15 protein-coding genes are annotated in these 13,685 nt (G+C 66.6%); 3 read left to right on the forward strand and 12 right to left on the reverse strand.

Features of this window, described 5'->3' with window-relative positions:
- Genes pilV through ACNR9O_RS03575 form a run of 3 tightly spaced genes read right to left on the reverse strand, consistent with a single transcriptional unit; the run spans position 1 to position 1,523 of the window.
- Complete coding sequence (gene pilV, locus ACNR9O_RS03565; protein WP_473682814.1) at positions 1 to 555, reverse strand: type IV pilus modification protein PilV; 555 nt, start codon at positions 553 to 555, stop codon at positions 1 to 3.
- Positions 552 to 1,040 carry a GspH/FimT family pseudopilin gene (locus ACNR9O_RS03570; protein ID WP_473682812.1) on the reverse strand — a complete coding sequence of 163 codons (489 nt, stop codon included), beginning with the start codon at positions 1,038 to 1,040 and terminating at the stop codon, positions 552 to 554. The genes pilV and ACNR9O_RS03570 overlap by 4 nt, the downstream gene beginning before the upstream one ends.
- A gap of 3 nt (positions 1,041 to 1,043) precedes the next feature.
- The gene (locus tag ACNR9O_RS03575) at positions 1,044 to 1,523 is read right to left on the reverse strand and encodes a type IV pilin protein (protein WP_473682810.1); all 480 of its coding nucleotides are present in this window, start codon (positions 1,521 to 1,523) and stop codon (positions 1,044 to 1,046) included.
- Positions 1,524 to 2,029: 506 nt separating this feature from the next.
- Between ACNR9O_RS03575 and ACNR9O_RS03580 the strand changes: the two genes are divergently transcribed.
- From ACNR9O_RS03580 to ACNR9O_RS03590, 3 genes are all read left to right on the forward strand, one after another.
- Positions 2,030 to 2,794 (forward strand): hypothetical protein, encoded by a 765-nt coding sequence (locus ACNR9O_RS03580; RefSeq protein WP_473682808.1) that lies wholly within the window; start codon positions 2,030 to 2,032, stop codon positions 2,792 to 2,794.
- Between the two features lie 78 nt (positions 2,795 to 2,872).
- Entirely contained in the window at positions 2,873 to 3,718 is an 846-nt protein-coding gene (locus ACNR9O_RS03585) for a transporter (protein ID WP_473682806.1), read from the forward strand.
- Between the two features lie 291 nt (positions 3,719 to 4,009).
- Positions 4,010 to 5,602, forward strand: coding sequence for a hypothetical protein (locus ACNR9O_RS03590; protein ID WP_473682804.1), 1,593 nt, complete (start codon positions 4,010 to 4,012; stop codon positions 5,600 to 5,602).
- A 78-nt stretch (positions 5,603 to 5,680) separates the two neighbouring features.
- Here ACNR9O_RS03590 and ACNR9O_RS03595 read toward each other — a convergent pair whose 3' ends face one another.
- The 9 genes from ACNR9O_RS03595 to ACNR9O_RS03635 form a co-directional block, all read right to left on the reverse strand.
- Positions 5,681 to 6,883, reverse strand: a complete 1,203-nt coding sequence (locus ACNR9O_RS03595) for a DegT/DnrJ/EryC1/StrS family aminotransferase (RefSeq protein ID WP_473682802.1) — start codon at positions 6,881 to 6,883, stop codon at positions 5,681 to 5,683.
- 5 nt (positions 6,884 to 6,888) lie between these two features.
- Complete coding sequence (locus tag ACNR9O_RS03600) at positions 6,889 to 7,341, reverse strand: DMT family transporter (protein WP_473682800.1); 453 nt, start codon at positions 7,339 to 7,341, stop codon at positions 6,889 to 6,891.
- Between the two features lie 4 nt (positions 7,342 to 7,345).
- Positions 7,346 to 7,711, reverse strand: a complete 366-nt coding sequence (locus tag ACNR9O_RS03605) for an EamA family transporter (RefSeq protein ID WP_473682798.1) — start codon at positions 7,709 to 7,711, stop codon at positions 7,346 to 7,348.
- 13 nt (positions 7,712 to 7,724) lie between these two features.
- Positions 7,725 to 8,567, reverse strand: a complete 843-nt coding sequence (locus ACNR9O_RS03610) for an alpha/beta hydrolase (protein WP_473682795.1) — start codon at positions 8,565 to 8,567, stop codon at positions 7,725 to 7,727.
- A gap of 166 nt (positions 8,568 to 8,733) precedes the next feature.
- Complete coding sequence (locus ACNR9O_RS03615) at positions 8,734 to 9,219, reverse strand: hypothetical protein (protein WP_473682793.1); 486 nt, start codon at positions 9,217 to 9,219, stop codon at positions 8,734 to 8,736.
- A gap of 99 nt (positions 9,220 to 9,318) precedes the next feature.
- Positions 9,319 to 10,095, reverse strand: coding sequence for a lipoate--protein ligase family protein (locus ACNR9O_RS03620; RefSeq protein WP_473700699.1), 777 nt, complete (start codon positions 10,093 to 10,095; stop codon positions 9,319 to 9,321).
- Complete coding sequence (locus ACNR9O_RS03625) at positions 10,092 to 10,382, reverse strand: biotin--protein ligase (RefSeq protein ID WP_473700700.1); 291 nt, start codon at positions 10,380 to 10,382, stop codon at positions 10,092 to 10,094. The genes ACNR9O_RS03620 and ACNR9O_RS03625 overlap by 4 nt, the downstream gene beginning before the upstream one ends.
- Before the next feature lie 58 nt (positions 10,383 to 10,440).
- On the reverse strand, positions 10,441 to 12,681 hold the full coding sequence (parC, locus tag ACNR9O_RS03630; protein WP_473682790.1) for a DNA topoisomerase IV subunit A: 2,241 nt from the start codon (positions 12,679 to 12,681) through the stop codon (positions 10,441 to 10,443).
- A 118-nt stretch (positions 12,682 to 12,799) separates the two neighbouring features.
- Positions 12,800 to 13,669, reverse strand: coding sequence for a TraB/GumN family protein (locus ACNR9O_RS03635; RefSeq protein WP_473682788.1), 870 nt, complete (start codon positions 13,667 to 13,669; stop codon positions 12,800 to 12,802).
- Between the last annotated feature and the right edge of the window lie 16 nt (positions 13,670 to 13,685).

Genomic DNA, 13,685 nt, shown 5'->3' on the forward strand with positions numbered 1-13,685 from the left:
TCAGGAGAGATTGGCGATCCGGACCTGCACGCTGACCGCGCGACGCAGGCTGTCATCAGTGCCGAACTTGCTCTGGCCACAAGTGAGGCTGGAGGCGGCCGTGGGCAGCAAGCCTTGCCATGCCACGGTGATGCGGTAGACGTTGTTGGTCGCGTCGATCTGGTCGATGCAGCCGATCGCGCCGATCATTGCGCCGACCTTGTTGCCGCCGGACACCTCGCTCGCGCCGAGCAGCGCGTTCTGCCACGCGGCGAGATCGGCGTTCGCGGTGGCCGACTGGGCGGCCGATCCCAGGGCGCAGGTGGCCGCGGCCTTGGCGCCGGTGCCGGCGACGATGCCGGTAGCGCCATTGGAGTAGCACGACGCGACCTGCCGGTTGGCATTGATGCGCGCGGCCATGTCCTGCACCAGGGTCAGTGCCTGTACGCGCTGGTACGACTCCATCTCGCTGCGCGTGGAGCGCGCCATCAGGCTCACGGTGCCCAGCAGTGCGATCGCCGCGATCAGCAGCGAGACCAGCACCTCGATCAGCATGACGCCGCGCTGCGCTTTCATGAGCAGGCTCCCTTGGTGGTCTGCACGCGACCGGTGGCGCCCGCGGCGACACACAACGGCTGCTGGCCGCTTGAGGTCACCGTGGGCTTGACGCTGAAGGACATGCCTGTGCCGGACATGCGCCCGTCGCCGCCGAAATTGAACGAGGTGTTGCCGCCGCTCTCGGTGATGCTCAGCCCGGTCAGCGCGGTCTGCGCGCGGATGGTGCTGGCGGCGGAAACGGTTGCTGCGGTACTCACGGTCCACCCCTTGCTCCAGTCGGTCGTGTCGGTAGCCACCACGAAGACGGTCGCGTTGCGCTTGATCGCCTCGCTGCGGGCGAACACCACGGTGGAAGCCAGATCCATGGTGGCGTTCTTCAAGCGTTGGCGTTGCAAGAACGGGGCCATCTGGGGCACGGCGAGGATCAATAGAATGAGAAGCACGGAGAGCGTGACCAGCAGCTCGACCATGGTGAAGCCTCTGCCGAAAGACCTAGGGCGCATGGCCTACTTCCAGCAGCGTGTAGAGGAGGGCGACGGCGACTTGCTGCCGTCACTGCCGAGGGTGAGGGTGCCGCAATCGGTATCGCGGGCCTGCAAGGTGCCGGTTATGGGCGTCGCGGTGATGGTGTAGGTCGGCGGCGGCCCGGCGCTGCTGGACACGGCGATGGTGTAGCTGGAAGCGACTGCATTGGGCATCGTCGTCGAGCTGTAGCCGAGCTGGGCGTTGCTGGTGGTGTATTGCCGCGCGTCGATCATGTAGCGCTCCTGCGCGTTGGCCATGTCGAGCATGACGTCCTCGGCCGCGGCGCGATTGGCGCGGATGGTGTAACGCAGGTAGCTGGGGATCGCGATCGCCGCAAGGATGGCGATGACCACCACCACGATCATCAACTCGATCAAGGTGAAGCCGCGCGCCTGCGATGCGCGTGCGGGCGCCTGGACGGTCGACGGTGCGTTGGCGAGCTGCGATGCAGGCGTGACCATGGAAATGGCCCCTCCCCCTGGGTCCATATGGTGTTATTTAAAACCGGCCGCTAAGCATTTTCTAAGCTTTTGCGGGCGCGCTAATTCGAATGCGTTTGAAGCGTAGGTCTGGCTATTTAGGCTGTCAATTTGCTGAATAGCCGTAAGTCGAACTGCCGCACGCTTTTTCCAGGGGCAAGCTGAACGCCGTGAAATATTTTTGGTTGACGGTGAATGCTTCATGCAGGCTGCATGAAAGCACTGCGAAAGTTTTGGTGAATGGTTTTGTTATCGCCAGCACGACATACCGGGTTTTCTTAGCCAGTCCTTTGTTCTTTCTCGCGCTAAAAGCTGAATAAGCGCGTTTACTCCCCCTTTCCGTATTTCTTTTTGTCGGCAAGCATCCGCGCCGAGGCCATCGACAGGGGAGTTTGGCGATGGCAGATGCGGAGTTCATCTGACGGCCTGGCTGGGACGGCGCCTCGAAACGAACGAACTCCAATCCTCAAGTGTTGCAAGGGTGAATCATGAAAAAGCATCTCCTCGCATTCTCCGTGCTGAGCGCCGCGATCAGCATGAGCATCGCCGGGCTGGCCACTGCCCAGACGACGACTACGACGACCACGACGACGACCACCACCACGGTCGAGACCACGCGCCTCACCACCTCGTACACGACGCTGGCCGGTTCGGCCGATAACGCACAGGCGCTGGTTACCGGCTTGCGCGGCGGTACCTCGGTGGTGCTGGTGACACCGGCCACGGCGACGACGCCGGCGGTGCAGACCACCTTCACGCCGGCTACCGGCCCGATGGGCTGGGGCAACGTCAACATCGCGCTGTCGCTCGCCCAGGCCGAGCTGACCAAGGCGGGTATCGCCAATCCCACCGCGGCGGACCTGCAGGCCGCGCTCAATGGCGGCACCATCGTCACTTCCACCGGCACGGTGCAGCTCTCGGGCGTGCTCGCCGAGCGCGCAGCCGGCGAGGGTTGGGGCCAGATTGCCAAGTCGCTCGGCTTCAAGCTCGGCGACATCATGGGCCAGGCCAAGGGCCGCGGCCCGCTGCCTTCGCGCGAAGACATCGCGCATGGCCCGAAGAGCGACAAGGCCGAGAAGGCCGAAAAGGCAGAGAAGGCAGAGAAGGCAGAGAAGGCAGAGAAGGCAGAGAAGGCGGACAAGCCCGACAAGGTCAGCAAGCCCGACCGCCCGGACAAGCCCGAGCGCGCCGACAAGCCCGATCGCCCGGAGAAGCCCGAGCGTCCGGACAAGCCGGAACACGGCGGCCGCTGAGCCTTTCGATCGAATAGATAAAAACAGGGAGGCCCCATGCAGGGCCTCCCTTTGCTGCTGCTCTCAAGGACAAGAACCATGAAGCTGAAGAACGCAAGCACGCTGGCCGCTCTGGGCGTGCTGGGCCTGATGGCCCAGGCGGCGCATGCCGACGACTCGACCGTGAAGGTCGGCGCCGGCGTGGACTACACCTCCGGCAAGTACGGCACGTCCCAGACCACCGACATCACGCAGGTGCCGGTGTCGCTCGGTTATGACACCGGCGACTGGTCGCTGAAACTGGTGGTGCCGTATATCCGCGTGTCGGGCCCGGCCAACGTGATCCCGGGCGTGGGCCCGGTCAACAACGGCAACCCGAACGGGCGCGGCAAGGGCAAAGGCAAGGGCCAGGCCTCGACGGGCGGTACGGCGACCGTCGCCGATACCACCACGACCGGTTCGGCCTCCGGCCTGGGCGACATCATCGCTTCGGCGACGTATTCGGCCTACCACAACGAGGCTTCCAACTTCGGCATCGATCTCACCGGCAAGGTGAAGTTCGGCACCGCCGACGAGAACAAGGGCCTGGGCACGGGCAAGAACGACTACACGTTCGCCGTGGATCTGTACAAGGGCTTCGGCCAGTGGACCGTGTTCGGCGGCGGCAGCTACACCTGGCTGGGCAGCTCCCAGTACATCCGCTTGAACAACGTGTTCGGCGCGAACATCGGCGCCAGCTACAAGATCGATCAGCAGAGCACCATCGGCGCCTACTACGACTACCGCGAGAAGGCGGCCAGCACCAGCTTCTCGCGCAGCGAGCTGACCGGTTACTACTCGTACAAGTTCGCCAGCCAGTGGAAAGCCCAGGTCTACGCGAGCAAGGGCTTCAGCGATGGCAGCGCGGACTGGGGCGTCGGCGCCTCTGTCGTCTACGCGTTCTAAGCGTCGGCTAAGACAACGCGTCATCGGAAAGACGGCCATCTGGCCGTCTTTCTTTTTGCGGCATGCGGATGCATAACCAGCGCACACGTTTGCGTTCTGCCGTTGCGCGCGAAAGACGGCGGCAAGGAAACGGGCGCAGCGTTCGTGCACCTCGCGCTGATGGGGGCGCCGCGTATCGCGGCGATGGTGAGGTACGGCGGGTAGCGTCCTGCTCTGCGACGCGCAGCGTAAGGCGTGATCCGGCGATGAGAGAGCGTGATCCATTCACTGACTCATCCATGGAGGCTCATCATGTTCTGCAAGCCGAGTGGTGCCATGAGCACCGCGTTGTGTGTCGCCATCGGGCTGGCGTTTGCCGGTGGCGCGCGCGCCGAAGATCAGACCGGAGCGGAAGTCAGCCCGGCATCGCATGACGTACTGCATTCCTTGCGCGGTGTGATGCCGCGACCCGACGATTTCTCCAAGAGCCCACGCAACCATCCGGCCACGCCCTTGCCGTGGCTGGACGGACCCGGCTCGCCTCCCGACGGTGCAGTGCAGGGCAGCGCCAGCGGCGCGACGCCCGTGGCCGGCAGCGGCGTGGATGGCGTGGGCCAGGGTTTCAGCGGACCGCAGGGCACCTTTACGGTGAACAGCGCGCCGCCGGATACGAATGGCGCGGTGGGTGCGACGCAGTACGTGCAGATCGTCAACACCGGTTTCGCGGTGTTCGACAAGGCGACCAAGAACGTGGTGTACGGACCGGTGCAGAGCAACACCTTGTGGTCCGGTTTCGGCGGCCCTTGCGAAAACGACAACGACGGCGACGCCGTCGTGGTGTACGACAAGGCGGCCAACCGCTGGATCATTTCGCAGTTTGCGGTGACGGCCGCGCCGTACTACCAGTGCGTGGCGGTGTCCGCCACCAGCGATGCGACCGGTGCCTATTACCGCTATGCGTTCAATTACGGCAGCGTGTTCCCCGACTATCCGAAGCTGGGTGTGTGGCCGGATGCCTACTACGTGACCTTCAACATGTTCAGCGGCAACAGTTTCTCCGGCGCCAAGGTATGCGCCTACGACCGCAACGCGATGTTGAACGGGCAGGCGGCGACACAGCAGTGCTTCCAGTTGTCCAGCAGTTACGGCAGCCTGCTTCCGGCGGACCTCGATGGCGCCACGGCGCCGCCGGCCGGCTCACCGAACTACCTCATGAACTTCACCGCCGGCCAGTTGAATCTGTGGAAATTCCACGTCGACTGGACCAATGGCGCCAACAGTACGCTCAGCGGCCCCACGGCAATTCCAGTGGCATCGTTCGCCACCGCCTGCGGCGGCGGCACCTGCGTGCCGCAGTCGGGCACGAAGCAGAAGCTCGACTCGTTGGCCGACCGCCTGATGTTCCGTCTGGCCTACCGCAATTTCGGCGATCACGAGTCGCTGGTGGTGAGCCATGCGGTGAAGGTCGGCACGAGCAGGCAGAACCCGTTCACCGGCGTGCGCTGGTATGAAGTCCGTAGCCCCGGCACCACGCCGGTGGTGTATCAGCAGTCGACCTATTCGCCGGATACCACGTATCGCTGGCTGAGTTCGGCGGCGATGGACAAGCAAGGCAACATGGCGCTGGGCTACAGCGCATCGAGCAGCACTATCCATCCGGCCATTCGCTACACCGGCCGCCTGGCGACCGATCCGCTCAGCACGATGGAATCCGAGGTCAGCATCATCGAAGGCACCGGTTCGCAGAGCGGCAACAACCTGTCGCGCTGGGGCGACTACAGCGCGATGACTGTCGACCCGGTGGACGATTGCACGTTCTGGTACACCAACGAGTATCTGAAGACGACCGGTTCGTTCAATTGGAATACGCGCCTGGCGTCGTTCAAGTTTCCGACCTGCCAGTAAACGCGTGCGTCGTGCATGAAGCGAAACCCCGCTCGCCAGAGTGGGGTTTCGTTTTTCCGTTCGGTATTGGTGGCGCCGTCAGCCGCGCAGTACGCGGTGCAGTGCATCGACGATGCGTGCGAACTCGTCGTCGCTCAGCCAGGGGCTATTGGTGATGGTGAGCGAGCGCGCGGCGAAGTCGCGCGCGTTCGGCAGCGCCACGGCCGGCACGATGTCGCGCAGATAGCCGTAGTCGGGCAGCGCGTGGATGAACAGGCGGCTGACGCCGAGGCCAGCCGTCCACAGCGTGGTCAGCGCCGCATCGCGTGATGCCGTATCCGGCAGCGTGAGAAGGAGGAACGGCCACGCGCCCTGCGTGCCGGGCGCATCGGCGAAGACGGTGACGCCGGGGAGCGCGCGCAGTTGCTCCAGCCGCAGCAGCGCCTGCCGGCGCGTGGCGTCGAGGAAGGCTGGCAGGCGTTCCAGAGCGGCCGTGCCGACGCCCTGGCGCCAACGGCCCAGCGGATGCAGCGGGATGTCCGGTCCGAAGTCGTCGCCGACGGCGGCGACCGGATCGCCTTCGGCCAGCGCCTTGCGCAGCGGCTTGCCGTAGACGGCATAGAGCAGCGAAGGGCGATAGGCGGCGGCGTAACCGAGCAGCTCCACCGCGCGCTGCAGGCTCCAGCGCAGGCTGGGGCGGATCACTTCGCGGTGGCTTTCGGTGAAGGCGCGCCGCAGTTCGGCGTCGCGCGAGATCAGCACGCCGCCTTCGTAGAGCGTGAGCCCTTTGCCCACGGCGAGGCTGAAGAAGCCCGCATCGCCGAGCAGCCCGACGCTGTCGCCATCGCGCCGCGCGCCGAGTGCCTGCGCGGCATCCTCCAGCACGTAGGCGCCGACGGCTCGCGCGATCGCCATCGCACGCGGCACATCGGCGACGCGGCCGGCCAGGTGAGTTGGCACCACGGCTAGCGTGCGCGGGCCGCAGAGCGCGGCCAGACCGGTAGCGTCCATGTCGATGCTGTCGGGCGCCAGGTCGCACAGCACGGGCTTGAGGCCGGCGCGATGGATGGCCAGTGCGACCAGCGGGCAGGTCCAGGCCGGCACCACCACTTCGTCGCGTTGCGGACGCAACCGATGCATCGCATGCAACGCCACCACCATCGCGGCGGTACCGGAGCATTCCAATTGCACCTGCGGCACGCCGAGCCATGCGGCGAGATCCGCGCCGAAGGTGGCGCGGCGCGGTAGCAGATCCGACAGGCGCAGCGGCAGGCCAGCGGTGGGCGGCAGCTCGCGGCGCATGCGCGTCAGTCTCCGGCGGAGATGCCCAGCGCGCCCTTCGCTTCGGTGGGCGCGTCGCCTTCCGGATGCGCGCCGCTTTCGGCGAAGGCCAGGCACACGATGCCGGCGACGATGACCAGTGCGCCGATGACGCGCGCCCAGGTCAGCGGCTCGTTGAACAGCCAGATCGAAAACAGCATCACACTGACCACTTCCAGATGCGTCACGGCGAAGGCCGGACCGATCGGCGCATGCTTGAGCAGGGTCATCCAGGTGAAGAAGTTGCCGATGTAGCCGACCACCGCCAGGTAGATCCACGGATGGCCGAACACGCGCACGATCCAGGCCCAGTTGGCCTCGGGCGGAAACGCGTGATTGCCGGCGTACTTGAAGCTCAGCTGCACCACGGTGTCGAACGCAACCAGGATGAGGAAGCCGAAGAAATAGAAGCGCCCGAGTCGCTTCGGTGCGCTCTGCATGCGCTCAGCCTCCACCGGCCACCCCCACGATGCACACGCCGGCGGTGACCAGCAGAATGCCGGTGACGCGCAGCGGGGTGAGCTTTTCGCGGAACAGGATGCGTCCGGCGATCATGATCACCACGATGTTGATGGAGCCGAGCAGCACGCCTTCGGACAGATCGACCAGCGAGAGGAAGGCGATCCACACCAGGAACTCGGCGACGTACGAGCCGATGCCCAGCCATAGCCATGGCCGCGCGGCCATGTAGCGCCAGCGCGCCACGCCGTCGCCGGCAAGGGGATCGCCGGCGGCGGCCTTGAAGGCCAGCTGGCCTACCGTGTCGAGGGTGACGTTGAGCAGCCACAGCGTGACGGCGAGCGGGCTCATCGGCTCGCTCCCGTCAAGCCGCGGCGCGTGCGGCGGCGGCCGCGGCCGGATCGGCGACGCGGCTGAAGAAATCGGCAGAACGGTCGATCAGCAGGCGGCGTTCGCGGTCGATGGTGATCATGTGATAGCTGTCTTCCAGCAGCAGCATCTCCACCGGGCCGGACACCGAGCGCTCGACCAGACGCGCGTTCTCGACGCTGGCGATATCGTCTTCGGTCGCGTGGGCGATCAGGCAGGGCGCGGTCACCTTGGGCAGGTCGCGCTTCACCACCGCAGCCATCTTGTACATCTCCGCCAGCGACGGCCACGGATTGCCGGGCAGGCCGGCCGCCGCGCTGTCGCCGCCGAGCATCAGCGAGCTGATCTGGGCACGGATGCGCTCGTCGCGCAGGCCGTAGGGCTCGTTCTCGTGCACCATGCGGTGCTTGCCGATACCGAAGCGGCCGATCAGCGGCAACAGGAAGGACAGCTTGCTGTACCACGGCGTGGCCCAGCCATCGTAGCGGAAGGTGGCGCCGTAGACGCCCACGCCCTTGACGAGGTCGGGACGGTCGGCGGCGAGCTTCAGCGCCAGCACGGCGCCCATGGAGAGGCCGGCGACGAACAGATGGTCCAGCCCCTGCGCATAGCGCTCGGCCGCAGCCTGCACGCTGGCGTACCAATCCTTCCAGCCAGTGGCGATGAGATCGTCCGCGTCGCCGCAATGGCCGGCCAGCTGCATGCCATAGACATCGAAGCCGGCACGGTTGAGGCCGCGGCCGACCAGGCGCATCTCGGCCGGTGTGCCGGTCAAGCCATGAATCAGCAGCACGCCGGCGCTGCCGCCTTCCATACGGAACTCGACGTTCTCGATCACGGCTGACGGCCCAAGCGGAGGGAAGGGTGAAGCGTAACGGCTGGGCGCATGTTTTCGCGGAGGGTGGGACAGAGGGCGACAGTCTGGCGAGAGGCTCTTTCTAAAAACTTTCGACCCCTTTTGATCCGGGGGTTTAGGCCATTCCGGGGCCCTCGGGGCGGCGGCCTCAGCGCCCGTTGAAACGGCTGACGCCGATGGAGAGGCCGATGCTGCCGGTCGGGTGCGAGCAGTCGCCCAGACGCTGCGTGAGGTTCACGGCGCCGCTGTTGTAGGTGCCAGAGCCCCAGTGATTGCCGGTCACCACGCCCATCCCGACGCTGCCGTGCATCTGCGGCTGGTTGTAGGTGGCGTCGTCGCAATGCGGACGGGCCGCCTCGGCCTCGGCTTCGTCCTGGGCAGCGGTGCGGCCGCTGGTATCGCCGTAATAGACACCGGGGGCAGGGCGCGTGTTGGTGGCAGCGCTGGCTGGGCGGGTATTCACCGCATCCATGGTCGGCGGGGCGTCGCGGGGAGTGGCTGGTGCCGGCGCACTGCTCGCGCTGGCCGGCACGCTGCCGGGCGGGAGTTTGAGGTTGAGGCCGCCGGTTTGCGCGTGGGCGGCGGTAGCGAACAGGGCGATGGCGAGCGCGGCGGGGATGAGCTTGGTGTTCATGGGGGAAACTCCGGGTGCGCTGCCGATAACGGTTGAGACGGAGCAGGCGTGCACAACGGATGTTGGACGGCAGCGCCACCAGGGAAGTTCCAGCCGCGGTTACGGCACTTCGGCCGTCCATTCGTGCTTGTGGAACTTGTTCGCCGCCAGTTCGCGCGCCCGTGCCAGTTCGTCCGGCCGCAGCGCGTCGTCGCGCAGGCCGTGCAGGCGGCGGAAGGTGTCGGCCATGCGCTGGATCACCGCCTCGCGCGGCAGGCCGGTCTGGCTGCGCAGCGGGTCTACGCGCTTGGCCGCGCTGGCGATGCCTTTGTCCGATAGCTTCTCGCGCCCGATGCGCAGGACATCGAGCATCTTGGCCGCGTCGATGTCGTAGGCCATGGTCACGTGGTGCAGCACGGCGCCGGCATGGCGCATCTGCGCGGCGCCGCCGATCTTGCCGCCGGCCGAAGCAATGTCGTTGAGCGGCTGGTACCAGGCTTCGATGCCCAGTTCGCCCAGCGCCGCGATCACCCAGGCGTCCATCAGCGCGTACGACTCCTGGAAGGTCAACCCGTGGACCAGGCTTAGCGGCGCATAGATGGAATAGGTGATGGTGTTCCCCGGCTCGATGAACATCGCGCCGCCGCCGCTTATCCGACGCACCACTTCGATGCCATGTCGATGCGCGGCGTCCATATCGACTTCGTTGCGCAGCGACTGGAAGCGTCCGATCACCACTGCGGGCGAGGCCCATTCCCACAGGCGCAGCGTGGGACCGCGTCGGCCGCTGGCGACTTCATCGGTGAGCACCTGATCCAGCGCCATGTGCAGCGCGGGCGGCTGCGGTGCCTCGTGGATGAGATGCCAGTCGTGGTCGTTCCAATGGCTGCGGCTCATGCCTGCATCCCTTCGTGCAGGGCGCGGCGCACGGCCGCCGCGATCGCCTCCGGCGAAATGCCGTACATGAGCACGTCGGCGGCCAGCGCGTTCTGGATGGCGAAGGCGAGCTCGGCTTCGCCCAGCGCCGCGCCCAGTCCTTCGAGCGCAGCATTGATGTCGCGCAGCGCGCTGTCCGGTTCCAGGAAGAAGTCGCCGCTGACCTGCACCCGGCTCAGCCGGCCGGCATGCACGTCGAGATCGACGACCACCAGCTTGCCGCCGGGCATCTTGTACTCGCCGTGCATGCGCTTGCCTCCGGCAGAAGTGTGCGCCGTCCCGGTGAACGGGACGGCGGTGCTTGCATCAACCCGTGGTTTCGATCCGCTCCACGCGGCGCAGGCCGCGCGGCAGCACGCCGCCGCGGGTGGCGCGGTTGCCGCCGAATTCCACCAGGTCCGACCAGCGCAGGGTGAGCTTGCGCTGGCCGGCGTACAGGGTGACCTCGCCCTTGCCTTCGGTCACCACCGCCACGCCGGCGACGCGCTCGTCGCCCGAGGTCAGCTTGCTCTTGGGGATTTCGATCAGCTTGTTGCCCTTGCCCTTGTCCAGTTCCGGCAGCTCGGCCACCGAGAACATCAACAGGTGACCTTCGGTGGTCACCACCACGATGCGGTCGCGCGAAGGATCGGCGCTGACCTGCGGCGTCAGCACGCGCGCGCCATCGCCCAGCGTGAGCATCTGCTTGCCGGCCTTGTTGCGGCCGGTGAGCGCCTCGAAGCGGGTGACGAAGCCGTAGCCGAAATCGGTGGCCAGGATCAGGCGCGTGTCGTTGTCGCCCGCGCATAGCGCATCGAAGCTGGCGCCGGCCGGCGGACTGAAGCGGCCGGTGAGCGGTTCGCCGTTGCCGCGCGCCGAGGGCAGGGTATGCGCCGGCGTGGAGTAGCTGCGGCCCGTGGAGTCGATGACCGCGATCTGCTGCGTGGTGCGCGCCTTCACCGCGGCGAGCAGGCTGTCGCCCTCGCGGTAGGAGAGCCCCTCGGCATCCACGTCATGGCCCTTGGCCGCGCGGATCCAGCCCTTCTGGCTGAGCACCACGGTGACCGGCTCGCTGGCCACCAGCGCGCTTTCGTCCAGTGCCTGCGCGGCATCGCGCTGCACCAGCGGCGAGCGGCGGTCGTCGCCGTACTTGGCGGCGTCGGCGCGCAGCTCTTCCTTGATCAGCCCCTTGAGCTTGGCCGGCGACTTCAGCAGGACATTGATGCGCGCGCGCTCTTCTTCCAGCTGATCGCGCTCGGCATTGATCTTCATTTCCTCGAGGCGGGCCAGCTGGCGCAGCTTGGTCTCGAGAATGTAGTCGGTCTGGTCTTCGCTGAGCTTGAAGCGCGCCATGAGCACCGGCTTGGGCTCGTCCTCGGTGCGGACGATGCGGATCACTTCGTCCAGGTTGAGGTAGGCGATGCGCAGGCCTTCCAACAGGTGCAGGCGGCGCTCGACCTTGGCCAGGCGATGCTCCAGGCGGCGCGTCACGGTGGTGGTGCGGAAGCTCAGCCACTCGGTGAGGATGCGCTTGAGGTCCTTGACCTGCGGGCGGCCGTCCAGCCCGATCATGTTGAGATTGACGCGGTAGCTCTTTTCCAGGTCCGTCGTGGCGAACAGGTGCTGCATCACCTCGTCCGGATCGATGCGGTTGGAGCGCGGCACCACCACCAGGCGGATCGGATTCTCGTGATCGGACTCGTCGCGCAGGTCTTCGATCATCGGCAGCTTCTTCGCGCGCATCTGCGCGGCGATCTGCTCGAGGACCTTGGACGGGCTGACCTGGTGCGGCAGCGCGGTGATCACGATGTTGCTGTCTTCGCGCTGGTACACAGCGCGGGCGCGCAGCGAGCCGGTGCCGCCCTGGTAGATCGCCAGCAACTCGTTGCGCGGGGTGATGATCTCCGCCTCGGTCGGATAGTCCGGACCCTGGATGTGCTCGCACAGGTCGGCGACGGTGGCGTCCGGGTCGTCGAGCAGGCGGATGCAGGCGCTGGTCACCTCGCGCAGATTGTGCGGCGGGATGTCGGTGGCCATGCCTACCGCGATGCCCATCGAGCCGTTGAGCAGCACATGCGGCACGCGCGCGGGCAGCCAGCTGGGTTCTTCCAGGGTGCCGTCGAAGTTCGGCACCCAGTCGACCGTACCCTGGCCCAGCTCGCCCAGCAGTGCCTCGGCGATCGGGCTGAGCTTGGACTCGGTGTAGCGCATCGCCGCGAAGCTCTTCGGATCGTCCGGCGAGCCGAAGTTGCCCTGGCCGTCCACCAGCGGGTAGCGGTAGGAGAACGGCTGCGCCATCAGCACCATCGCCTCGTAGCACGAGGTGTCGCCGTGCGGATGGAACTTGCCGATCACGTCGCCGATGGTGCGGGCGGATTTCTTGGGCTTGGCCGTGGCGGCCAGGCTCAGCTCGCTCATGGCGTAGATGATGCGGCGCTGTACTGGCTTCAGGCCGTCGCCCACGAAGGGCAGGGCACGGTCCAGCACCACGTACATGGAGTAATCGAGGTACGCGCGCTCGGCGTATTCCTTGAGCGGGATCTGTTCGAAATTGGCTTGCAGATTCATGCAGTTACATGCGAGGGGCGCGCCTGGCGCGCGGGTAAGGAGGGGGATGGTGCCAGATCGGAGGGGCGAGGAGCCAGATCAAAGGAGCACGAAGCCAGGGTTTGCACCGCTGGCGCCGTCACTGGCGCCGCACGTCGATGCCGAGCTTCTCCAATTGCTTCTGCAGGCTGTCGGGCCCGGCCAGGTGGCCGGCGCCCACCGCTACGAAGATGGTACCGGGCTCGCGCATGTGCTCGGCGATGGTCTTGGCCCAGGCCTGGTTGCGCCGGACCAGCATGCGCTCATACAACTCGGGCGAGTCCTTGCGCAGGTCCTCGTCCTCGATGCGGGCGATGGTGTCGGTGTCGCCTCGGCGCCAGGCATCGATCAGCTCGCGCAGGCGTGCGGGGCCTTCGGCGACCTGGTCCAGGCTCTGGCGCAGGAAATCGATCTGCATGACCTCGGGCATGTCGGCGAGCATGCGCAGCTGCTGCTCGGCGGTCTCCAGGCCTTCGACAGGCTTGCCGGCTTTTTCCATGCGGGCGCGCAGGCGCTTGTCCACGCCAGCCTCCGGATCCAACCCGGCCTTGACCAGAGGCGCCATCGCCAAGGTCACGGCCGCCAGCCAGGGACGCATCGGCTGCAGCGTGGCGATGCCGCCGGGCAGTTGCGCGTCGTCGGCGGCGCGTTGGAGCCGGCCGCGGTCGCGGGGGCTGAGCTTGTCTGCGAGCGGACGCGCCATGTCCAGGCCGTACTTGAGCACCTGCGCCTGCATGTTCGCCGGGTTGTCGTCGATCAGTTCGATCACCAGGCGGTCACTGGCTTCCAGCGCGCGGTCGAGTTCGGGCGAGGACCAGTTGGCGTCGCTGGGCAGCAGGTGCACCGTGCCGAACAGATAGACCGTGGCCTGATCTTTCTTGATGACCCACAGGGCGGGCCGTGCGGCGACGGGGGCGGCGAGCAGCAGGCTCAGCGCGAGCAGGGCGCAGATACGGCCAAACGACTTCAAGGCTTGGAACTCCGGA

Source organism: Dyella sp. CR10 (assembly GCF_055814425.1).

Bases quoted from the DNA above. Each gene is read 5' to 3' on its own strand.
- pilV (WP_473682814.1), bottom strand. From the start codon at position 555: ATGAAAGCGCAGCGCGGCGTCATGCTGATCGAGGTGCTGGTCTCGCTG.
- ACNR9O_RS03625 (WP_473700700.1), bottom strand. From the start codon at position 10,382: ATGCACGGCGAGTACAAGATGCCCGGCGGCAAGCTGGTGGTCGTCGAT.
- ACNR9O_RS03605 (WP_473682798.1), bottom strand. From the start codon at position 7,711: ATGAGCCCGCTCGCCGTCACGCTGTGGCTGCTCAACGTCACCCTCGAC.
- ACNR9O_RS03615 (WP_473682793.1), bottom strand. From the start codon at position 9,219: ATGAACACCAAGCTCATCCCCGCCGCGCTCGCCATCGCCCTGTTCGCT.
- ACNR9O_RS03575 (WP_473682810.1), bottom strand. From the start codon at position 1,523: ATGGTCACGCCTGCATCGCAGCTCGCCAACGCACCGTCGACCGTCCAG.
- ACNR9O_RS03595 (WP_473682802.1), bottom strand. From the start codon at position 6,883: ATGCGCCGCGAGCTGCCGCCCACCGCTGGCCTGCCGCTGCGCCTGTCG.
- ACNR9O_RS03570 (WP_473682812.1), bottom strand. From the start codon at position 1,040: ATGCGCCCTAGGTCTTTCGGCAGAGGCTTCACCATGGTCGAGCTGCTG.
- ACNR9O_RS03585 (WP_473682806.1), top strand. From the start codon at position 2,873: ATGAAGCTGAAGAACGCAAGCACGCTGGCCGCTCTGGGCGTGCTGGGC.
- parC (WP_473682790.1), bottom strand. From the start codon at position 12,681: ATGAATCTGCAAGCCAATTTCGAACAGATCCCGCTCAAGGAATACGCC.
- ACNR9O_RS03580 (WP_473682808.1), top strand. From the start codon at position 2,030: ATGAAAAAGCATCTCCTCGCATTCTCCGTGCTGAGCGCCGCGATCAGC.
- ACNR9O_RS03590 (WP_473682804.1), top strand. From the start codon at position 4,010: ATGTTCTGCAAGCCGAGTGGTGCCATGAGCACCGCGTTGTGTGTCGCC.
- ACNR9O_RS03600 (WP_473682800.1), bottom strand. From the start codon at position 7,341: ATGCAGAGCGCACCGAAGCGACTCGGGCGCTTCTATTTCTTCGGCTTC.
- ACNR9O_RS03620 (WP_473700699.1), bottom strand. From the start codon at position 10,095: ATGAGCCGCAGCCATTGGAACGACCACGACTGGCATCTCATCCACGAG.